At 35.9% G+C, this 20,956-nt stretch carries 18 protein-coding genes; 6 read left to right on the top strand and 12 right to left on the bottom strand.

Annotation, left to right across the window (positions count from 1 at the left end; genetic code table 11):
- Window positions 1-41 precede the first annotated feature (41 nt).
- Window positions 42-1,088: an NAD(P)-dependent alcohol dehydrogenase gene (locus tag LX80_RS10370; RefSeq protein ID WP_111296078.1), complete on the bottom strand. Its 1,047-nt coding sequence runs from the start codon at window positions 1,086-1,088 to the stop codon at window positions 42-44.
- Window positions 1,089-1,280: 192 nt separating this feature from the next.
- On the opposite strand from LX80_RS10370, the gene LX80_RS10365 reads away from it, so the two are divergent.
- On the top strand, window positions 1,281-1,781 hold the full coding sequence (locus tag LX80_RS10365; RefSeq protein ID WP_111296075.1) for a DUF4399 domain-containing protein: 501 nt from the start codon (window positions 1,281-1,283) through the stop codon (window positions 1,779-1,781).
- 78 nt (window positions 1,782-1,859) lie between these two features.
- Here the strand turns inward: LX80_RS10365 and LX80_RS10360 are convergent, their stop codons facing one another.
- Together LX80_RS10360 and LX80_RS10355 are read right to left on the bottom strand one after the other, a co-directional pair.
- Window positions 1,860-2,690, bottom strand: a complete 831-nt coding sequence (locus tag LX80_RS10360; RefSeq protein WP_111296072.1) for a CvfB family protein — start codon at window positions 2,688-2,690, stop codon at window positions 1,860-1,862.
- 67 nt (window positions 2,691-2,757) lie between these two features.
- Entirely contained in the window at window positions 2,758-4,218 is a 1,461-nt protein-coding gene (locus LX80_RS10355; RefSeq protein WP_111296069.1) for a M20/M25/M40 family metallo-hydrolase, read from the bottom strand.
- 182 nt (window positions 4,219-4,400) lie between these two features.
- Here LX80_RS10355 and LX80_RS10350 point away from each other — a divergent pair, with 182 nt between their 5' ends.
- Window positions 4,401-5,387 carry an acyl-ACP desaturase gene (locus LX80_RS10350; RefSeq protein WP_211307746.1) on the top strand — a complete coding sequence of 329 codons (987 nt, stop codon included), beginning with the start codon at window positions 4,401-4,403 and terminating at the stop codon, window positions 5,385-5,387.
- Window positions 5,388-5,602: 215 nt separating this feature from the next.
- Window positions 5,603-7,864: a hypothetical protein gene (locus LX80_RS10345; RefSeq protein ID WP_111296067.1), complete on the top strand. Its 2,262-nt coding sequence runs from the start codon at window positions 5,603-5,605 to the stop codon at window positions 7,862-7,864.
- A gap of 141 nt (window positions 7,865-8,005) precedes the next feature.
- Here the strand turns inward: LX80_RS10345 and gcvP are convergent, their stop codons facing one another.
- Together gcvP and LX80_RS10335 are read right to left on the bottom strand one after the other, a co-directional pair.
- Window positions 8,006-10,867, bottom strand: a complete 2,862-nt coding sequence (gcvP, locus tag LX80_RS10340) for an aminomethyl-transferring glycine dehydrogenase (RefSeq protein WP_245898039.1) — start codon at window positions 10,865-10,867, stop codon at window positions 8,006-8,008.
- Between the two features lie 185 nt (window positions 10,868-11,052).
- Window positions 11,053-12,024: a sterol desaturase family protein gene (locus LX80_RS10335; protein WP_111296061.1), complete on the bottom strand. Its 972-nt coding sequence runs from the start codon at window positions 12,022-12,024 to the stop codon at window positions 11,053-11,055.
- 133 nt (window positions 12,025-12,157) lie between these two features.
- On the opposite strand from LX80_RS10335, the gene LX80_RS10330 reads away from it, so the two are divergent.
- The gene (locus LX80_RS10330; protein WP_111296058.1) at window positions 12,158-12,634 is read left to right on the top strand and encodes a YkgJ family cysteine cluster protein; all 477 of its coding nucleotides are present in this window, start codon (window positions 12,158-12,160) and stop codon (window positions 12,632-12,634) included.
- 28 nt (window positions 12,635-12,662) lie between these two features.
- Here the strand turns inward: LX80_RS10330 and LX80_RS10325 are convergent, their stop codons facing one another.
- The 5 genes from LX80_RS10325 to LX80_RS10305 all read right to left on the bottom strand — a co-directional run bounded on the left by LX80_RS10325 (window position 12,663) and on the right by LX80_RS10305 (window position 16,716).
- Window positions 12,663-13,907 carry an MFS transporter gene (locus tag LX80_RS10325; RefSeq protein WP_111296056.1) on the bottom strand — a complete coding sequence of 415 codons (1,245 nt, stop codon included), beginning with the start codon at window positions 13,905-13,907 and terminating at the stop codon, window positions 12,663-12,665.
- A 56-nt stretch (window positions 13,908-13,963) separates the two neighbouring features.
- On the bottom strand, window positions 13,964-14,596 hold the full coding sequence (locus tag LX80_RS10320; protein ID WP_111296053.1) for a deoxynucleoside kinase: 633 nt from the start codon (window positions 14,594-14,596) through the stop codon (window positions 13,964-13,966).
- A 28-nt stretch (window positions 14,597-14,624) separates the two neighbouring features.
- On the bottom strand, window positions 14,625-15,128 hold the full coding sequence (gene folK, locus LX80_RS10315) for a 2-amino-4-hydroxy-6-hydroxymethyldihydropteridine diphosphokinase (protein ID WP_111296050.1): 504 nt from the start codon (window positions 15,126-15,128) through the stop codon (window positions 14,625-14,627).
- 188 nt (window positions 15,129-15,316) lie between these two features.
- Window positions 15,317-16,198 (bottom strand): creatininase family protein, encoded by an 882-nt coding sequence (locus LX80_RS10310; RefSeq protein WP_111296047.1) that lies wholly within the window; start codon window positions 16,196-16,198, stop codon window positions 15,317-15,319.
- A 41-nt stretch (window positions 16,199-16,239) separates the two neighbouring features.
- On the bottom strand, window positions 16,240-16,716 hold the full coding sequence (locus LX80_RS10305; RefSeq protein WP_111296045.1) for a DUF937 domain-containing protein: 477 nt from the start codon (window positions 16,714-16,716) through the stop codon (window positions 16,240-16,242).
- A gap of 175 nt (window positions 16,717-16,891) precedes the next feature.
- Between LX80_RS10305 and LX80_RS10300 the strand changes: the two genes are divergently transcribed.
- Together LX80_RS10300 and LX80_RS10295 are read left to right on the top strand one after the other, a co-directional pair.
- On the top strand, window positions 16,892-17,998 hold the full coding sequence (locus LX80_RS10300) for an ABC transporter permease (RefSeq protein ID WP_111296042.1): 1,107 nt from the start codon (window positions 16,892-16,894) through the stop codon (window positions 17,996-17,998).
- Window positions 17,999-18,004: 6 nt separating this feature from the next.
- Entirely contained in the window at window positions 18,005-18,499 is a 495-nt protein-coding gene (locus tag LX80_RS10295; protein ID WP_111296040.1) for an SRPBCC family protein, read from the top strand.
- On the opposite strand, the gene LX80_RS10290 is transcribed toward LX80_RS10295, so the two are convergent.
- Window positions 18,496-19,689 (bottom strand): anhydro-N-acetylmuramic acid kinase, encoded by a 1,194-nt coding sequence (locus LX80_RS10290; RefSeq protein WP_111296037.1) that lies wholly within the window; start codon window positions 19,687-19,689, stop codon window positions 18,496-18,498. The genes LX80_RS10295 and LX80_RS10290 overlap by 4 nt on opposite strands.
- Complete coding sequence (bioA, locus tag LX80_RS10285; RefSeq protein WP_111296034.1) at window positions 19,682-20,953, bottom strand: adenosylmethionine--8-amino-7-oxononanoate transaminase; 1,272 nt, start codon at window positions 20,951-20,953, stop codon at window positions 19,682-19,684. Before bioA ends, LX80_RS10290 begins: the two co-directional genes overlap by 8 nt.
- Window positions 20,954-20,956 lie beyond the last annotated feature (3 nt).

Here is a 20,956-nt window from a genome sequence, read left to right as displayed (position 1 = left end):
TATATGAAGCTACAGGCTTTTTTATTTGATTGAATTCCGAATTATTTTTTTAATGAAGCAATATCAATTACAAAGCGGTAACGAACATCGCTTTTTAATACTCTTTCATAAGCTTCATTAATGTAATCAATATCAATTACTTCAACATCTGAAACAATGTTGTGTTCACCACAAAAATCCAGCATTTCTTGTGTTTCTTTAATGCCGCCAATTAATGAACCTATAATACTTCTTCTGTTTGCTATTAAATTAAATGCAGGTACTTGTGATGGTGTAGGAGGTACACCAACTACAATCATGGTACCGTTGGTTCTTAATAGCGGCAAGTAAGTATTATAATCATGCGGTGCAGAAACGGTATTTAAAATAAAATCAAACGAGTTGGCTAATTGTTGCATGGTTTGTTTATCTGAAGTAAGTGCAAAATGGTGAGCACCTAAGCGTTCTGCATCAGCTTTTTTAGAGGGTGATGAACTTAACATGGTAACTTCTGCTCCAAAAGCAACGGCAAACTTAACTGCCATGTGTCCTAAACCACCTAAACCTAATACGGCAACTTTATGTCCTTTTTTTACACCTACATAACGAAGTGGAGAATAAGTAGTAATACCTGCACATAAAAGTGGTGCAACGCCGGATAATGGGAGATTAGTAGGCACTTTTAAAGTATATTTTTCATCTACTACAATTTGAGTAGAATAACCACCATAAGTGGGTTTACCTTCTTTATCTAAAGCATTGTAAGTACCAATCATGCCGGTATCGCAATATTGTTCTAAACCTGCTTGGCAATTAGGACATGTTCTGCATGAATCTACAAAACATCCTACTCCGGCCAAATCGCCCACTTTAAAATTTTTCACATGTTCGCCTACGTGGGTTACGCGTCCTACAATCTCGTGTCCGGGTACCATTGGATAAATGGAATTGCCCCATTCATTTCTAACCTGATGGATGTCGGAGTGGCAAACACCGCAATACAAAATTTCAATTTGTACGTCGTGTGGGCCCGGGTTTCTTCTTTCTAATTGAAAAGGTGTTAAGGGTGTTGTGGCTGCCTGTGCTGCATAAGCTTTTGTTGCTATCATAATCAAAATTTATTTTTGAAGAGAGAACAAAATTAATTGATAATGGTTTAACCTTTTAACGATTCAATGCCTTTCACTAAGTAATCTAATGTTTTTTTAATGCTGCATATGCTATAATCTATTGTTTAATTTGCTATATTTAAAAGTTTTTTCAAATAACAGAGGTTTTATCTTTAATTAAAAAATAAGCATATGCGAAAAATGTTTTTTGTTTCAGCAACTGCATTAATTGTTTTTGCAGCATGTAATTCAGGTAATGAATCTAATGCCTCAAAAGATTCAATGGCGGCAAAAGCTGTTGATACAGCTGCCAAAACTGCTGAAGTGGTACCACCTGTTCCAGCAATTCCGGCTGGTGCAAAAGTGTATTTTAAAAATTTAAAAGATGGGCAAACGGTTTCATCACCACTAAAAGTAGAAATGGGTGCCGATGGTATTAGTGTAGATTCTTCCGGACATGTTATACCTAACTCAGGCCACCATCACTTATTAATTGATAGCGGTGATTCTATTCCAATGGGCATTGTTGTTCCTAAAGATAGTTTACACTTACACTTTGGAAACGCACAGAAAGAAACTACCATACAACTTACACCCGGTAAGCATCGGTTAGCTTTACAGTTTGCCGATGGTATTCACCGTTCATATGGCAGCAAATTGTCTTCTGCTATCACTGTAAATGTTAAGAAGTAATTAGTTTTCTATAATTAATAAAAGCGCTTTCAATTTAATTGGGGGCGCTTTTTATTTTACAATGTATTTAAAGAAGTTTTATAAAAGCTCAATTCCTTGCTTGGTTAAAGCAATTTTCTTTTGTTTAAATAAATTGCCAATTACCATTTTAAAGGTTTTTTTACTCATTCCAAATGTTGCGTAAATGTCTTCCGGTGCCGATTTGTCGTGGAAAGGTAAAAAACCACCATGTTTTTTTAAAAGTTGAATAATGGTTTCAGCTTCATCAGCTACTTTTTGAAAACCCGGTTTGCCTAATGCTACATCAATTTTTTTATCAGGTAAAATTCTTTTAATGTATCCGGGGTAAGTTTTACCAATCGTTAAATCTTTAAACACCTCATTATCGTGTAATAAACCTAAATGCTTTTGATTAATAACCATGCTGTAGCCAATATCTGTTTTTCTATAAGCTAACAATTGTACCTGTTCTTTTTCCGCAACTGTAATTTCATCATTACTTAAGAAGCGATCAATTTTTTCTGATGCGGCAATTCGGTTGCTTTGTTCATCAATATAGATTTTAACCAGATAATTTCCTCCTTTACGCATGCCTGTAATTTGTTGCGATTTAGCAACAAATAAATCCTTCATTAATCCCCAGTTCAAAAATGCACCAGCGGGTGTGGTACTTACGCATTTTAATGCAACTATGTCCCCTACAACACCTAGAGGTTCTTGTGTGGTAGCAATTAATCTATTGTCTGAATCGTGATAAATGAAAACTTTTATTTCATCGCCAATTTTTAAATTGGCAGGCGCAAAACGTTTAGGTAAAAGAATACCTTCTTCACCATCATCTAAATAAAAACCAAATTCTACTTTTCGGTTAACTTTTAAAGTATTATATTGACCAAGTGCTATACTCATTTGTTGTAATTAGTGGGTAAAGGTAAACATGCAATGAACAAAATACTAAAAATAAATTCAGATACGATTAAGGATGTATCAATGCTGCACTGTTACTAATTAATTGTCTGTAAAAGTTATAGCAACGTGTAAAATCAGCAATGGGTAACCGTTCATTAATACCGTGATAGCCTTTGCTGTCTTGCAAGGCGGAAAAGTTTACCACACCATTACTTATTTTTCTATAGTTTCTGCTATCGGTGGCACCAATCATAATATACGGTACGGGTATAACATTACTTACAACATCTGTTATAGCTTCTTGTACAGCTAAAAATGCAGGTCCATGTACATCAGTAGCCGAAGAAGGCTCTGTATTAAAATCGCCGGTAATTTTAATTTCTACTCTATAATCATTAATAACGTTTTTCATAAACTTCAAAACGTCTTGTGTAGTTTCTCCGGTTAAAATTCTTGAGTTAACAATGGCAGTAGCAATAGTAGGAATTACATTTTCACGCACCCCACTTTCAAGTATTGTGGGCACAATGGTGGTTCTTATCATTGCATTACTTTCAGGGGAGGCGCCTAAAATTCTTTTGTCGATGGGGCCAAAAAACCATTGATTGGTAAATAGCATTTTGTTTAGAAAGTTGGAAGAAGAAGCACCTGCCCGATTTAGGAAAGTGGCAACGGGTGCTGTAATGTGAGCTTGCATTTGCTTGCTGCGCAATTGGTATAATGCTTTAGCCAAAACATCAATAGCTGTTTCTTTTGCCGGTTTTGATGAGTGACCGCCGGGTATGTTTACTTGCAGTTGAAAAGTTGCGTAACCTTTTTCAGCAACACCGATAAATGCAATAGGGCGGGGAACATCTTTTAGTTTTTCTGTACTGATTTCGCCCCCTTCATCAATTACTAAGTCGGCCCTTACCCCCCAATTTTGCAAAGTATCAACAATGGCCATAGCGCCTGTTCCGGTAGATTCTTCATTATGGCCGAAGCACAACAAAATGGTACGTTTGGGCTGATAACCTTCTTTTAAAAGTTCTTCAATGGTTTCTAAAATTGCAATTACCCCCGATTTATCATCAACAGAGCCACGCCCCCAAATTGCTTTCTCAGATACGGTACCGCTAAAGGGAGGGTATTTCCACATATTCAGTGATGCTTGTTCAACCGGTACCACATCATAATGCCCCATTAAAATAATAGGTGCCAAAGTTTGATCGAGCCCTTGCCATTTAAAAATATAACTGAAGCCATTGGCAACAGTTTTGGTAAGGTGTTGGTGAATAAGCGGATAAGATTGAGATAAAAATTCATTGAACTTTTGAAAATGTAAGGTGTCAATGTGAAGGGTATCTTCGGGTGAAATAGTAGGTATTTGAATTGCCTTACTCATGTGTACAATTGCAGAGTCGGGCAAAGGGAATTGTGGTTTGGCATTTTGTTGAGGCCAAGGCTTATGTGTTAATGTAAGAACAATTAATACTATTGCCAGCAATAAAACAATGGCAAGCACAATTTTGCTCCAATGAAATTTCATATAATTGGGTTTGGTGTTGGTATGGTAATAAAAGTATTAAAATACGTTTTTCTGTTAAGAAATTGATAATAACAAAAATCAAATTTTTCAACAAAAAATAAAATTAACGGTTTGTGTGATTGTTTCGGTTAAAGGAAACTTACCTTCGCAGCCATTTATTCATACAATTTATTTTAGTAACCTTGTTAGAGATTAAGAAAGCAACCCGCAAAGAAGTAATGGTTCATTTGTCGAAAGAAATGGATGATATAATTGAAACCTACTTAAAACCTATTGATGAAAATTGGCAACCGGCCGATTTTTTACCACAAAGCAATGATCCTAATTTTTTGGACGAAGTAAAGGAATTGCAAAAGGAATGCAAAGAATTACCGTACGATTATTTAGCTGTATTAGTTGGTGATATTATTACTGAAGAAGCATTGCCTACCTATGAAGGGTGGTTAATGCAAGTAGAGGGAATTGTAAATGATAATACGCAAGGGTGGAGCCGTTGGGTAAGAATGTGGTCTGCCGAGGAAAACAGACATGGTGATTTGCTGAACATGTTTATTTATTTATCAGGAAGGGTAAATATGCGTCAAATGCAAATCAGCACACAATATTTAATTAACGATGGAATGGATATTGGTGTGGCCAATGATCCTTACTTGAATTTTGTATATACCTCATTTCAAGAAACTGCTACGCAAATTTCGCACAGAAGAACAGCAACTATTGCCAAAAAATATGGCAATACAAGGTTATCTAAAATTTGTGGTGTAATTGCAGGTGATGAAGCGCGACATGCCAAAGCATATAAAAGTTTTATTGAAAGAATTTTTGAAATTGATACCAGTGAAATGATGTTGGCTTTTGAAACTATGATGCGCAAAAAAATTGTAATGCCTGCTCATTTTCTACGGCAACAAGGTGAAAAAATTGGAGCAACTTTCTCGCATTTTAGTGATGCTGCCCAACGCTTGGGTGTATATACTTCAAAAGATTATACCGATATAGTTGAAACATTGGTAAAAGAATGGGGCATTGAATATATGACCGGTTTAACGGATAAGGCTGAGAAAGCAAGAGATTATTTAATGAGTTTACCTGCACGACTAAGAAAAGTGGCAGAGCGAACAAGCATTAAAGCTCCATTGGAATATGAATTTAACTGGATATACCGATAACGAATCACCTCATTTTTGTAAAGCAGCATCATATTTGTGCTGCTTTTTTTTTAAAAACAAGCTTTATGATTTGCGCCATATTCAAAAGAAACGTTAAACTGCTATAAAATCAATATTTTTTGTCAATACCATTAATTTATTATTCCTTTTTAAAGTCTATAAAGTAGTTTTTTAAGTGATACTAATTTACTTTTACTTCATTAAAAATTGAGTGTATGAAAAAATTACGCCTACTAATGTTGCCTTTATTTGCTATTGCCTTTCTATTTTCCTTAACAGCAGCTAAAGCTCAGGAAAATAGTGAATGGCCAAAAGTAATATCGGCGAATGATGGTTCAACCATTAAAATTTATCAGCCTCAGCCCGAATCTTTATCCGGTGATATTTTAAAGTTTCGTTCTGCAGTTTCGGTTCAATCACCCAATGATACCGATCCAACATTCGGAACTTTTTGGTGTGTGGCAACTATAGCAACTGATCGTGATAATCGTATTGTTCATTTAATCAATACACGTGTACCTAATTTAAAATTGAGTAGCGATAGTGATGTAAATCATATTAATTATTTGAAAACTACGCTTGAATCACAATTGCCTCAGGCTGGTATAGAAATACCAATGGATGTTTTGTTGACACAATTAGATAACAATGCGGAGCAAAATAAATTGGCTCAAAATTTTGATAACAATCCCCCAAAAATTATTTATGCAAGTAAACCTTCAATATTGGTATTGATTGATGGTGAGCCTAAAATGAAAAGAAATCCTAGCTGGGGGTTAGATGCAGTTGTGAATACTCCATTTACAATTGTAAGAAATAATGATGGACAATTTTATTTGTATGGCGCAAAACATTGGTACAAAGCATCAAGTGCAACAGGCCCTTATCAACCGGCATATAATCCACCTGCCAATTTAAATAAAATTGCCAGTGCTGTAGATGCTGCTAATGATGCACAAGCCGGATATAGTAGCAGTGCGGATAAAAGTGATGATAATGTATATACCGGATATTCTGATATTATTGTTAGTACACAACCTGCAGAGCTCATTCAAACCAGTGGTCAGCCTAATATGGTACCTATTGATAATACTTCTTTATTGTATGCCGCCAATAGTAATAACGATATTTTCTTAGATACCAATACACAACAGTACTATATTCTAGTTTCCGGTCGTTGGTTTACATCAAACAGTTTGAATGGAAGTTGGCGCTATATTCCTGCTACCAATATTCCTGCCGATTTTGCCAAGATACCGGAAGGTTCACCAAAAGATAATGTTTTAGCAAGTGTACCCGGCACTTATGCGGCGAAAGAAGCAATTCTGGATGCACAAATTCCTCAAACTGCAAAAGTTGACAGGAATAAAGCTGCTGCTGATGTTACTTATGATGGCGAACCTGACTTTAGACCTATTGAAGGTACTAATATGCAATATGCTATTAATACTGCATCGTCTGTAGTTCGTTATGGTAATTTATACTATACTGTTGAAAGTGGCGTATGGTTTGTAGCACCAACACCTAATGGTCCTTGGCGTGTAGCAACTGAGCGCCCTGCAGAAATTGATATTATTCCGCCTAGTTATCCGGTTTATAACTTAAAATATGTGTACATATATGATGTTACACCCGACTGGGTTTATATGGGTTACACACCCGGATACTTAAACACATTTGTTTATGGACCAACTGTTGTATATGGAACCGGTTATTATTACAGACCATGGTGGGGTAATTACTACTATCCAAGACCATTTACCTGGGGTTTCAATATGATGTACAATCCTTGGTATGGATGGGGTGTAGGCTTTAATTATAGTTTCGGATGGTTTAATATTGGCTTTGGTACAACAATTTGGAACGGATGGGTTGGTGGTTGGTGGGGCCCCAGAATTTATCATCCCCCATATTGCTGGTCACCCAGAAATTATGGATTTTATGGCAGAAATGCAGGGTTCTATGCCAGACGTCCAATTGTAATTAACAATAATCGTTTTGTAACGAATAATATTTATAACTACCGTCATGATGTTGTAACAAGTAATAGAATTGTTTATAACAATAGAAATGTAAATATTCGTAACGATCGTTATAACTATAACAACAGCAATATTCGGAATAACAATTTTGGTAACAACAGAAATGTTAGAGGGGAACATGTGCAACCGAACATGCCAAGCAATGTAGTTAGAGAAAATAATATTTTAAGTGATAGGCAAGGTAATGTTTATAGAAATGAACAAGGCAGATGGGAGCAAAGAACACCTCAACGTCAATGGGCACCCGTGAATAATAATCATCCTGAAGTAATTCATAATTTAGAACGTCAGCAGGCAATGCAGCAGCGGGGTCAAATGCGTTTTCAAAATTTTCAAATGAACAGGCCTGCGCCGGCTCAACGTTTTACACCTGCACCATCTCGCGGCGGCGGTGGTGGTGGAAATAATAATAGAGGAAACAGATGGGGGCATTAATCATTGGAACGTGCAGTAAGGTCTTAAATTAAAAAGAGGCTGTCTGAAATAGGCAGCCTCTTTTTTGTTGGCAAAAGAAAGTATTTTTTTATTATTAATTTTCAATATGAATTATTCTTTAGCAGCAAATTATTGAATGAACTATTTCTCCATATAACTTTCTATGGGTTCACACGTGCAAATTAAATTCCTGTCACCATATGTATTATTAATGCGTGCTACAGAAGGCCAGAATTTGTTTTGCGTAACATAGTATAATGGGAATGCAGCCTCCTGGCGGCTGTAACCGTGGTTCCACTGTTCAGCTGCAATCATTAATTGGGTATGCGGTGCATTTTTCAAAGGGTTATCATTTTTGTCGGAAACCCCATTTTCAATAGCTTTAATTTCTTCATAAATGGCTATTAAGGCATCACAAAAACGGTCTAATTCAGCTTTATCTTCACTTTCTGTAGGTTCAATCATAATGGTGCCGGGCACAGGAAAGCTCATAGTAGGCGCATGAAATCCATAATCCATTAAGCGTTTTGCAACATCTTCAGCTTCAATGCCTGCGCTTTGTTTAAAGGGGCGCAGGTCAACAATAAATTCGTGTGCTGCAAAACCATTGGTGCCCGTGTATAAAATTTTGTAAAAAGGTTCTAAACGGGCTTTCATGTAATTCGCATTTAAAATTGCATATTCTGTAGCCATTTTAACGCCTTCTTTACCCAACAGTTTTATGTACCCATAGCTAATTAATAGTATAGATGCAGAACCTACCGGGGCAGCACTAACAGCGCCGGTGCCTAAGTGGTGGTTAATTGAAATGTGTCCGGGTAAAAAGGGTGCCAATTGTTTAGTTACGCAAATTGGACCAACACCGGGGCCACCGCCACCATGTGGTATAGCAAAGGTTTTATGTAAATTTAAATGGCAAACATCAGCACCAATTTCAGCAGGTGAGGTTAAGCCTACTTGCGCATTCATGTTAGCGCCATCCATATACACCAACCCGCCATTTTCATGTATAATGGCACAAATTTCTTTAATGCTTTCTTCAAAAACACCATGTGTTGATGGGTAGGTAACCATTAATCCGGCCAAATCATTTTTATGCAATTCAGCCTTTTCTTTCAAGTCAGCAACATCAATGTGGCCTTCAGCAGTTCCTTTAATAACAACCACCTTCATGCCTGCCATAACCGCGCTGGCAGGGTTAGTACCATGTGCTGATATAGGAATTAATACCACATTTCTGTGATGGTTGTTATTGGCTTCATGGTATCTTTTAATAGCTAATAATCCGGCATATTCACCTTGTGCACCACTGTTGGGTTGAAGGCTGCAAGCATCAAAGCCCGTAATACTACATAAATATTGTTCCAGTTCTTTAATGATTATTTGATACCCCTTTGCTTGTTCGGCAGGAACAAATGGGTGAAGTTGACTGAATTCAGGCCAACTTACCGGAATCATTTCTGTGGCGGCATTTAATTTCATGGTGCAACTGCCTAATGAAATCATGCTGGTATTTAAAGCCAAATCCTTTTGTTCTAACTGTTTAATGTAACGCATCATTTGTGTTTCACTGTGATGCGTATTAAAAACAGGATGTGTTAAATAATTTGATTGGCGATGTGCAAATTCAGGGATATGATTTTCTTCTGCAAATATTGCATCAAAAGTTACTGCAGCGGTATCATTTCCCCGTGCAGCGGCAAATACCATAGCAATATTCAGTATATCATCTTGGGTTGTTGTTTCGTCTATTGTAATACCGATGGTATTGTTATTAGGATAATAGAAGTTAATGCCTTGTTCTTCAGCTATATTTTTTATTTGTTGAACTTCAGTATCAACAAAGATGGTATCAAAAAAGTGATGATGGGCTATAGTATAATCTAAAGCTTTTAATGCATTTTGTAAAGCAACCGTAAGTATATGAATACGTTTAGCAATGTTTTTCAAACCATTCGGACCATGATAAACCGCATACATGGCAGCCATGTTCGCTAAAAGCGCTTGTGCCGTACAAATATTACTGGTAGCTTTTTCGCGTTTAATGTGTTGCTCACGAGTTTGTAAAGCCATTCTTAAAGCTTTATTACCTTGTGCATCAACGCTAACACCAATTAACCGGCCGGGCATGTTGCGTTTAAATTCATCTTTTGTAGCGAAAAATGCCGCATGAGGTCCACCATAACCCATGGGCACCCCAAAACGTTGAGCAGAACCAATGGCTACATCGGCACCTATTTCACCCGGTGAGGTAAGTAAGGTTAGTGCCATTAAATCGGTGGCCATTACTGCATAAGCACCAACTGCATGTACATTAGCAATAAAACCTCTATAGTCAGGTATAACACCATTGGCGGCAGGGTATTGAACAAATGCACCAAAAAAAGTATCGTCTAATAATACGTTTTGGTATTGTCCAAATACTAAATTAATACCTAAGGGTTTGGCACGTGTTATTAATACGTCTTTAGTTTGGCCCCAAATATGTTCATCGACAAAAAATTGGTGTTTGGTTGCATTTTCAGTCTTGTTGGCATGATGAAAAAGCATGATCATAGCTTCAGCAGCAGCGGTAGCTTCATCTAACAACGATGCATTGGCTATTGCTAAGCCGGTTAAATCGGCTACCATGGTTTGAAAGTTTAATAAACTTTCTAATCTTCCTTGTGATATTTCGGCCTGATAGGGGGTATATTGGGTGTACCAACCCGGATTTTCAAAAACATTACGTAAAATAACAGAAGGGGTAATGGTATTAAAATATCCTTGCCCAATGTAAGTTTTATAAACTTTGTTTAGTGCGGCAATACGTTTTATTTCATTCAAAAAAGCCTGTTCGCTTATGGAATTAGGTAAATTAAGCGGTTTTTTTAAGCGAATACTCGCTGGAATGGTTTTGTGTATTAAGGTATCTATACTATCAACACCAATGGTGTTCAGCATTTGCTCAGTATCGGCAGGTGTAGGTCCAATATGACGATTCCTGAATTCTTCATTTTGCATTTGAAACAAATTCATAATATATGTAGGTTGACCACGTTAAAAGATGCGCAAAGTTAAGCGGAATTAACTTCATTTATATGCTAATGTTTAATCTGTGGAAACCATGTAGAAACCCTAAAATGTAGCAATGAATGCAAGCCGGTAAATGTTTTTAACCATTTATTGCAAGAAATATCAGCGTTTTCTTATTGAACATTCACTGTTTGTACCTGTAAACCGGATGTTGTTTCATTGTTATTGGGGATGCCGGTTTCAAAACTTTGTTGTAAGTTTTCCATGGCTTGCAAATCTTTACTGGTTTGCCTGCTGCCATCGTGACTCCAACCCGGAGGGCCAAAAATATAGCCCAATCTTTCTTTAAAAGTCAATCCCTTTTGTAATGCATCTTTCCATATAGCAATCCATTCATGAAAAATAATGGTGAATGCATTCGGCTTTTCTAAATTTTTGGTTAAACCATAATGTATGGGTTGGTATTGTTCTGCGGGAATTTCTTCTTGAAAAGTATTAAATAATTTATCCCAAATTATTAAAAACATACCCATGTTTTTATCCAAATATTTTGGATTTGAACCATGGTGCACTCTGTGATGCGATGGAGTAACAAAAATATATTCCAACCATCCTAATTTTCCAATACATTCGGTATGTACAAAAATGCCCCAAATTTGGGTGGCTGAATACATGAATAAAATGTCAACCGGTCTAAAGCCCAACCATGCTAATGGTATAAAATAAATAAAGCGATATAGTGGTTCAAACACAGAAGAACGGAAGCCTACCGTAAAATTCATAACCGGTGAACTATGATGTGTTACATGCGTAGCCCAAAAGAAGCGGATTTCATGGTCAAATCTGTGTAACCAATAATACAAGAAATCTTCGCCTAATAATAATAACACCCAATAGGTCCATCCATAGTTAGCCCATGTATGCCATGCGTGTAAAAAACAATATTGCCAAACACCTACATAAAAAAGCCTGAAAATTAAATCAATACCACTGTTTAAAAGCATTAAATAAATGTTGGTAACAGTGTCTTTAAATGTATAAACTTTTTTGTGTTGTAAATGCGACAGCATTAATTCAATGCCGATTACAACTAAATAAATAGGAGTAGAAATTAATATCAGCCATTGTTCTCTTAAACTGTCCATGCTACATTCATATTTGAATAAAGTGGCAAGTTAATACATTCGCTTATTAACATTAAACAAAATAGCCTTAATAAATTGTTGAAATAGGTGAAGGGGAATGTTTGGTTATCTTTGCACGTTGTAATTTTATTCAATGAGTGTAATAACCGAAAATTGGCAACAACAAAGTGCAGCTAACAAAAAAAAGTATAAAAACTGGCTTCAGCGTGTGCAACGTAATAAGGTTTTGAAACAATTACCTGCTTTGCATGAAGAGGCTTTTGCACAAATTGATTGTTTGAATTGTGCTGCTTGCTGCAAAAATTATTCGCCCCGATTTAAAACGCCCGATATTAAACGTATTAGTAAGCATTTAAAGCTAAAAGAAAGTGTATTTATTGATACCTATTTGCGTTTAGATGAAGAAGGTGATTATGTTGTAAAACAAACACCTTGCGCATTTTTGGGTGAAGGGAATGCATGCTCAATATATGATGTTCGCCCATCTGATTGTGCACGGTTCCCTTATACTGATGAAGACGTGCTATTGAAAAGAATGAATATTACTTTAAAAAATGCAGAATTTTGTCCGGCTGTATTTTACGTGTTGGAAAAGCTAAGCAATTGCTGAATGTAGCATTGATGATAACTTTAAAAATTTAGTATTCCATTTTTCTTAACACCGGTACTTTAACCCACGTAACAATCACTACCAGTAAAGTCATACATCCGCCAAATACAACTGACGGGACAACCCCCATTAATTTAGCAGCCATACCACTTTCAAATTGCCCCAATTCATTACTGGAATTTACAAACATAGAGCTAACACTAAGTACGCGACCTCGCATATTGTCGGGTGTTTTTAATTGCATGATGGTTCCTCTAACTACTACACTAACGCCATCTACAATTCCTGAAATTAATAGTGCAATGAAGGATAACCAGAAAACTTTTGATAGTGCAAAAACAATAATACAAGCACCAAATAAACCTACAGCTATTAATAACTTACGGCCTTGCTGTTTACGTAAAGGGAATAGCGTTAACCAAATTACAATGCAAATTGAACCCAGGTCGGATGCACCATTCAAAAAGCCAAAGCCTTCTGGTCCAACTTTTAATATGTCTCTGGCATATACCGGTATCATAGCCACCGCACCACCAAAAAAAACGGCAAATAAGTCAAGCGTAATGGCACTTAATAATTCCTTTGTTCTGTAAACAAAATGAAGTCCTTCTTTTACACTTTCCCAAGTTCGTTTTTCACCTCGTTCATTTAAAGGCGGTTTGGCTTTTAGTAAGAAAAGTACTGAAAGTGCAATGCTAACCAAAATGATAACTGCAATAAGGGTACCTGTATTGCCAAATCCGGCAATTAAAAATCCGGCAGTAGCATGGCCGGTAACTGATGCAGAAAGCCATGTGCCTTGGCTCCAGGTTGTGGCATTCGCAATAATTTTTTTCGGCACAATATGCCCCAATAATGAACTAAAGGTTGGTCCGGTAAAAGAACGAATAATACCGGTTCCAAATACAATGATATAAATAATAGCTGCTATAACGTGATTGTGTAGAACTGTTGCTGTGAAATGTGTAGAAAGCAATGTAAGTAAAATGGCAGCAACCAAATATAAACTTATACAAGTTAAAAGCAACTTGCGCTTTTCACTAATATCAATAACGTGCCCTGCATACAATGCAAGCGATATGGCGGGTATTACTTCAGATAAACCAATTAAACCAATGGCAAAGGGTGCATTGGTTAATTCATAAATCCACCAACCCAGCAAAGTTGCCATCATGCGCAGGCCCATAATGAATGCAAAGCGGCCAATCATTAAGTTTCTAAATTCCGGAATCCGCATCGATGCAAATGCATCGTGTCGGGTATTATCTTCCATTCACGTGTAGATTAATTTTACGAATTACGAAAGTAAATGACAATTGCATGCAAAAGTTAGGGTAATGAAAAAAAATGCTGCCCCGCTTCATAATCTCGTTCTAATGCATCTGTAATTACTTTAAGGTGCATAGGGTTGCCTAAAAAATCGGCATTGGATACGTCAATAAACAATGTTTTTATGTTATGTTGCTTAATGTATTGGGTGTAGGTTTCCTGCAAATTAAATAAATAACTATCCGGAATATTTTGTTCATAACTACGTTGCCTTTTCTTAATGTTTTGTTGCAGTTTTTGTACAGGTGCATGTAAGTATATAAGAATATCGGGGAAAGCAATTTGTTGCTGCATAATGTCAAACAACTTTTGGTAAAGTCTAAATTCCTCATCGGGTAAATTCACTTTTGCAAACAACAAGCATTTTGAAAACAAGTAATCACTAATGGTTATGCTGCTGAATAAATCGTTAGTGTGCAACATGTTTTTTAGTTGCTTAAAACGTTCAGCCATAAAAAACAATTCTAAAGGGAAAGCAAACTTTTCAGGATCGGCATAAAATTTTTCCAAAAATGGATTATCGGCAAATGCTTCTAATATTATTCTGGCATTGTAATGTTTGGCAAGTAAATGTGCCAATGTGGTTTTGCCTGCGCCAATATTTCCTTCAATGGTAATGTAATGGTATTTCATTCAGCTGTACAATATAGATTCAATAAATTTATGGATGATTTAAAAATTTTTCTACCTTAAGTTTATCGTTGCACTGTTGTAACATTTGCGTAATAGAAATTTGAGTAACCGGGTGTGTTAATTGGGGTGCTATTTCCTGCAAAGGCACTAAAACAAATTTGCGTTCTGCCATTGCCGGATGTGGTACTGTTAAAAGGGGTGTTGTTAATACTAAATTATCTATCAATAAAATGTCTATATCTATGGTTCTATCTGCATAACGTTCTGTTCTAACTCTGCCCAGTTTTTCTTCAATATTTAATAAAGTTTGCATTAGTGATTCAGGCTCAAAAAAAGTTTGAATAGCTATTACCTGATTTAAATAGGGCGGGTTAGAAGAGACTCCCCAAGCTTCGGTTTCATAAACCGATGAACTTAAAATTATATTACCGCATGTTTGTTCAATTTCATTTATTGCTTGTTGAATATAATTGAATCGGTCGCCTAAATTACTGCCTAATAAAATGTAAACTGTTTTAGTACTTTGCTCCATGAACATTTTTTTAATTACAAAAAGCAGGGGGCAATACTACAACAATTGTAATGATTTTGCTAAGAAATTTCACCTGTATAGAGGCTTCTTCTCAACATTTAAATGAATGCTATTCGAATTGTATTTTATTGAATAGTGAAATTGTGTTTACGTTGTAAGCTGCATCAATTTCTAATCTACTTAAAACATTAATGCCTAACTCTGTTATAAAACTCTTGCTGTAATAGAAGCGTAGCATTATCTGCTTTTACGGCTTTAATTGCCTCTGATAATTGATTTACAACGTGGTTTACTTGTAATTCGCCCAATTCTTTGGTGGCTTTATCGCCTTCGCCGGCATAATGATTTGGGAAATCGGCATACCACCAAATGGCAGTATAAACATTTGGAATATTCAGGCGATGTTGGTTCGCGCCAGATTCATTTTTGGCACTATCCATTTTAACCAATTCAGGCCTTAAATACAATAATTCTGACGTTTCATTTTCCCCTGCATGCATATCACCACTTATGGGCGAACGATGCAGTTTTTTAAATTGTTGTAAATATGCACTATCGCTATGGGGTTCAAAAAAGTAAACGGCATAATTATGGGGTTGTTCTAATCGTGTTTGAATGAAATAGCGAATGAGTTCCGGGTTCCCACCATGACCATTCACAATAATAATTTTTTTAAACCCATTTCTGGCAATTTCATCGCAGGTGGCTTCCAACAAATTCCAAACAACATTTTCTTTCAAAGCAAATACTCCGGGCTGATGCTTTGCTTCATTAATTTGCCCATAGAAATAATCAGGAAAAACAACGGCATATTCTTTTTTTGTAGCACGTGCCGCATATTCGCGCACTCTGATTAAATCAGAACCGATAGGTACATGTGGACCATGTTTTTCTAAAATTCCAATGGGCAAAATGCAAGTATAGTTTGATTTTTTCAGCGCATTATCCCAATCGCTAGCAGTTAATTCATCCCAACGGGTTGGTAATGATTGTGCTGTTAGGTGATTGGTTGTAATAATGAATAATAAAAAAATAATATTTAATTTTGTGAAAAGTTTCACGTATTTCATAAGGCAATTTTTAGGAGTGATAAAATGGCATCAATGTTTAGCTAGAACATTTTTTTCAAATCATCAAAATCAACATCGCCGTCACCATCTTTATCTAAACCTAATTTCCCGCCAATATTATTTACAATATTTCCAATGTTACTGCCTGAAGTAAAATTATTTAACCAATTTTGAATACCACCTTGTTGGTTACCCATATTTTGAATGCTTGACATAACATTGGGCACAACTGAGGCTGCAATACCGGTGGCTGTTTCGGGTGCGATGCCCAGTTTTTGGGTAATATTATTAATAAAATTGTTTGAAATGTTTTGAATGGCTGTGCTTTGTGTGCCTGAATTTTCGCCTTGAAATAAATTGCTTATGCCCCCACTATTAAATAAATTTTTTAATTCGTTTACAATAGAACTTCCTGCTTCCTGCATAACAGCTTCATTATTTTCATTTGGAACGGCGGGATTATTGACAACTGCATCTTGTGCATGTTGTTTAACCAGTTGCATTATTTCTTCAAACATATAAAATTGATTTTAGTGTGTTCAGTAAAATACAAAATAGCCTTGATATTTAAAACAGCTTTTTTAGAAAAAGGCATTTAGCTTTAATATATTTTTAATTGAGGAAAGTAAATTGCCGGCTTTTGTTTTGTACAAGAGCAATAAACAGATAGCTTTGCTGCACATTTAAAGTAATATGGAAAAAAAGTATAATCAAATAACCGCTATGCTGGCAATTACCAAAGCTAGCCTTAGGGCTACATTGCGCAGTCCCTCTTCCATTGCTTTTAGTATTGGGTTCCCATTAGTATTTATATTGGTTTTTGGCTTTTTGGGTAATAGCGGTGGCGTTTCTTTGAATGTTGTAATGGATAAAAATTCGGATACAACCAATGTTATTTATCCTGCCTTAAAAAGTATCAGTAACCTAAAGTTTAAAGATAAATCGGATGAGCAGCTAAAAGAAGATTTAGAAAAGGGGAGAATTACTGCGATTATAAAAATTGTGCGTTCAAACAATCCGGCAATTCCATATACTATTGAATTAAAGAGTTCTGAGTCCGTTAGTCCTCAAAATCTGGCAGTTTTAAAACAAATCATTCAATCGGTAATAACCGGAATTAATGCAAAGATGTATCCAAATATGCCCAGTATTGCTAATATCAGCAATGATATACAAAAAATTCCTGGCAGAGTTTACCGAACAATTGACTTTATTTTACCCGGGCAGTTAGGCTTTTCTTTATTAAGTGCCGGAGTTTTCGGTGTGGCATTTCTGTTTTTTAATTTGCGGCAACATTTGGTGTTGAAGCGCTTTTTTGCTACACCTATTAAACGCTCATACATTGTTCTCGGAGAGGCATTAGGACGTATTATTTTTCAACTCATAACAGCAGTTGTAATTATTGTAGTTGGAAAAATTTTCTTCCATTTTACGTTAGTACATGGAATTGTTACTTTTATTAATATTATGATTCTGAGCTTTCTGGCATTAATCGTTTTCATGGGTTTTGGATTTATTGTAAGTGGTATTGCCAAAAATGAAAGTACTATTCCGCCTTTTGCCAATATTTTTACATTACCACAGTTTTTATTGGCAGGTACTTTTTTTTCAATTGATAATTTCCCCGCCTGGATGCAACCCTTTTGTAATGCATTACCGTTAACACAATTTAATAATGCCATGCGGGCTATTTCTTTTGAAGGAGCATCTTTAATAAGTGTATGGAAAGAAATAGGAATATTAGCTATTTGGGGGGTGCTTATTTATTATGTGGCTATAAAAACCTTTAAGTGGGAATAGTGTTTTATGAAATTATTGAAACAAGCTTTTTTTAGTGTTGTTATTCTGGCCATTCTGGTACAGATTTTAGCTTTTATTTTTCCATCTCACATCATTGTTTCCCGGGCAATTACTATTCAAGCGCCGGCCGATAGTATTAGGCCGTATGTACAAACCATTAACGGTTGGAGCAAATGGGTTGCAGGTATGCACGAGCAAAATGTGCATATTAAAAATGCAAATGAAGCACAAATAGGTAACCGTTGGGTTACTATTCAAAAAGTTACAGCCGATTCTGTTGTTTCTATTTGGCAAAATTCAAAGGGCAAACCGCTTATCTCAACATTACAATTAATACCTGCACAAAACAATACATCTACAGTTGTTCAGTGGCAATATGAACAATTTTTACAGTGGTACCCTTGGCAAAGATTTGGTGCTATGGTAAGCGACAAAATTATTGGTACCATGCTTGAACAAAATCTTACCGCGTTACAAACGTTGGTTGAAAAACAGCATTAATTCGGAAAGCTAATTTTACCCATGGTAATGGCTGGCTGCCCTTTTCCTAACGCTAAACCATTGCCGCTTATGCATTCATTGGCTAATACTGCAAATAAAACGGCTTCTTTTGCATCGGGGTTTATATTTAAATCGTTGGTGGTTTTAAATTGAAAGTTTGGCAATAATTGCTTTAAATGGTGCATGAGTAAAGGATTGTGCATGCCACCGCCGCTGCAGTAAATGGTATATTCCTGTTTTGAGTGTATGGTGGCATGTATGGCTTCAGCAATGGTTTCAGCCGTAAACAAATTAAGTGTTGCCATTACATCTTCATGGCTATATTGGTGAATATTTGCATTTTTCAATGCTTGTTCCAGATATGCTAAATTGAATAATTCCGGCCCAATGGTTTTAGGAAAACTGGTTTTAAAAAAAGTATCTGCTTTCAATGAATCTAGCAAGGCTTTTATCACTTTTCCTTTTAAGGCAATAGCGGCATTTTCATCATAAAATTGCCCCGGAAAATTATTTTGAATATAAGCATCCATTAAAGTATTACCGGGTCCGGTATCGCTGCAGAATATTTGTTCAATATTGCCATTTGCAGGTAAAAATGTGAAATTGGCAATACCGCCAATGTTTAACATAATGCGATTTTCTTTTTCACTCGCAAATAAAAAATAATCGCCATAAGCAGCTAATGGTGCACCTTCGCCACCGGCAGCAACATGTTTTTGTCTAAAATCGCTAATCGTAATAATGCCTGTTTTAACAGCTAAATGATCACCATCGCCAATTTGTAATGTGGCATTGTTAAAACCGGGTAATTGATGTAATCTTTTAGGGGCATGATAAATTGTTTGCCCATGGCTGGCTATAATATCAACATCTTTTACAGCAACATTCCATTCCAATAAAGTTGACAAAATTATTTTTGCATGTTCTTCTGCTACCCATTCATTTAAAATGCATACTTTTTGCAGATCGGCATGACGGTTGCTGAAAATAGATTTTACTTCATTTTTAAAAGTTGTATTATAAGGAACAGTTTTAAACTGAATTACTTTTATTTTAGTGTTATTGCCACTGCCTTCACAACTGCATAAAGCTATATCTAATCCATCTAACGATGTACCACTCATTAGACCCAGTATATGTTTTACCGGTTTTTGTGCAATATGATACAGATGTTGTATATTTTTATTCATGCTGTAATACAATGTTTTTAATAACCTCAAACACCTTGTTCAATTCTGCTTCAGTAATACAATACGGTGGCATAATATATACTGTATTACCTAATGGCCTTAAATAAATACCTTGCTGTAATGCCGATTGTGTAATGATTTGGCTTATGTTATTTAAGTATTCGTCTTTACCGCTGGTAATTTCAAAAGCTAAAATTGTACCTAATACTCTAATGTTTTTTATGGGTGCTTTTAATAGCAATAATTGTTGAGAAAAGTTTTTAATTTGAAGCACTAACCATTCAACTTTAGCAACGGTATTGGGTTGTTGTAACAAATCTAAACTGGCCAAAGCAGCCGTACACGCCAAAGGATTGGCAGTGAATGAGTGCCCATGAAAAAAGGTTTTCAGTGCGTCATCTTGCACATAAGCATTATAAATTCTATCTGTACAAGCGGTAACACCTAATGCCATCGTTCCACCTGTTAATGCTTTGCTTAGGCAAATAATATCGGGCTGTAATGATACATATTCAGATGCAAAAGTTTTTCCCGTTCTGTAAAAGCCTGTCATTACTTCATCGGCAATGCAAATAATTTGATTTTTTTTCGCTGTTGCAATTAATCGTTCCAATAAATGGGCATCATACATTTTTAATCCACCTGCACCTTGTACCAAAGGTTCATAAATAAATGCAGCTACTTCATTTGCATGTTGTTCTATAATAGAAAGGGAATTGTTGATATTTTCATTAGTTGGCGTATCAATAAAAATTACCTCGAATAATAAATCATGAAAGGCTAACGTAAATACACTTCTGTCGCTAACACTCATGGCCCCGAACGTATCACCATGATACGCATTTTTAAATGCAATTATTTTTTTTCTATGAAATTGCTGTTCATTCCACCAATATTGTATGGCCATTTTCAAAGCCACTTCAGTAGAAGTACTGCCATTATCACTGTAAAATATTCTGCTAAAATTACCCGGTAAAATTTTCAATAATCTTTCTGCCAGTTGAACTGCAGGTTCGTGTGTAAATCCGGCAAATATTACTTGTTCTAATGTAAGGGCTTGTTGGTAAAGCTTTTCGGCAATATAGGGGTGTGCATGTCCATGTATGTTTACCCACCAACTACTAATTGCATCAATATAACTTTTTCCATCGGCATCAAACAATAATGTGCCCTTGCCATGTGTAATGGGAATTGGGTTGCTTCTATTTTTTTGTGGCGTAAATGGGTGCCATATTACTTTTGCATCGCGTTCAATTAAATTCATAAT

This window comes from Hydrotalea sandarakina, from assembly GCF_003254115.1.
GTDB lineage: Bacteria > Bacteroidota > Bacteroidia > Chitinophagales > Chitinophagaceae > Hydrotalea > Hydrotalea sandarakina.
The sequence above is the reverse complement of the archived record's forward strand: the minus strand, read 5'-3'. Positions and strand labels throughout refer to the sequence as shown.

Excerpts from the sequence above, each read along its gene's own strand:
- LX80_RS10330 (WP_111296058.1), top strand. The coding sequence starts at position 12,158 with ATGAGTGTAATAACCGAAAATTGGCAACAACAAAGTGCAGCTAACAAA.
- LX80_RS10300 (WP_111296042.1), top strand. The coding sequence starts at position 16,892 with ATGGAAAAAAAGTATAATCAAATAACCGCTATGCTGGCAATTACCAAA.
- LX80_RS10320 (WP_111296053.1), bottom strand. The coding sequence starts at position 14,596 with ATGAAATACCATTACATTACCATTGAAGGAAATATTGGCGCAGGCAAA.
- LX80_RS10370 (WP_111296078.1), bottom strand. The coding sequence starts at position 1,088 with ATGATAGCAACAAAAGCTTATGCAGCACAGGCAGCCACAACACCCTTA.
- gcvP (WP_245898039.1), bottom strand. The coding sequence starts at position 10,867 with ATGCAAAATGAAGAATTCAGGAATCGTCATATTGGACCTACACCTGCC.
- LX80_RS10305 (WP_111296045.1), bottom strand. The coding sequence starts at position 16,716 with ATGTTTGAAGAAATAATGCAACTGGTTAAACAACATGCACAAGATGCA.
- LX80_RS10290 (WP_111296037.1), bottom strand. The coding sequence starts at position 19,689 with ATGAATAAAAATATACAACATCTGTATCATATTGCACAAAAACCGGTA.
- LX80_RS10365 (WP_111296075.1), top strand. The coding sequence starts at position 1,281 with ATGCGAAAAATGTTTTTTGTTTCAGCAACTGCATTAATTGTTTTTGCA.
- bioA (WP_111296034.1), bottom strand. The coding sequence starts at position 20,953 with ATGAATTTAATTGAACGCGATGCAAAAGTAATATGGCACCCATTTACG.
- LX80_RS10325 (WP_111296056.1), bottom strand. The coding sequence starts at position 13,907 with ATGGAAGATAATACCCGACACGATGCATTTGCATCGATGCGGATTCCG.
- LX80_RS10295 (WP_111296040.1), top strand. The coding sequence starts at position 18,005 with ATGAAATTATTGAAACAAGCTTTTTTTAGTGTTGTTATTCTGGCCATT.
- LX80_RS10360 (WP_111296072.1), bottom strand. The coding sequence starts at position 2,690 with ATGAGTATAGCACTTGGTCAATATAATACTTTAAAAGTTAACCGAAAA.
- LX80_RS10335 (WP_111296061.1), bottom strand. The coding sequence starts at position 12,024 with ATGGACAGTTTAAGAGAACAATGGCTGATATTAATTTCTACTCCTATT.
- LX80_RS10355 (WP_111296069.1), bottom strand. The coding sequence starts at position 4,218 with ATGAAATTTCATTGGAGCAAAATTGTGCTTGCCATTGTTTTATTGCTG.
- LX80_RS10310 (WP_111296047.1), bottom strand. The coding sequence starts at position 16,198 with ATGAAATACGTGAAACTTTTCACAAAATTAAATATTATTTTTTTATTA.
- LX80_RS10345 (WP_111296067.1), top strand. The coding sequence starts at position 5,603 with ATGAAAAAATTACGCCTACTAATGTTGCCTTTATTTGCTATTGCCTTT.
- folK (WP_111296050.1), bottom strand. The coding sequence starts at position 15,128 with ATGGAGCAAAGTACTAAAACAGTTTACATTTTATTAGGCAGTAATTTA.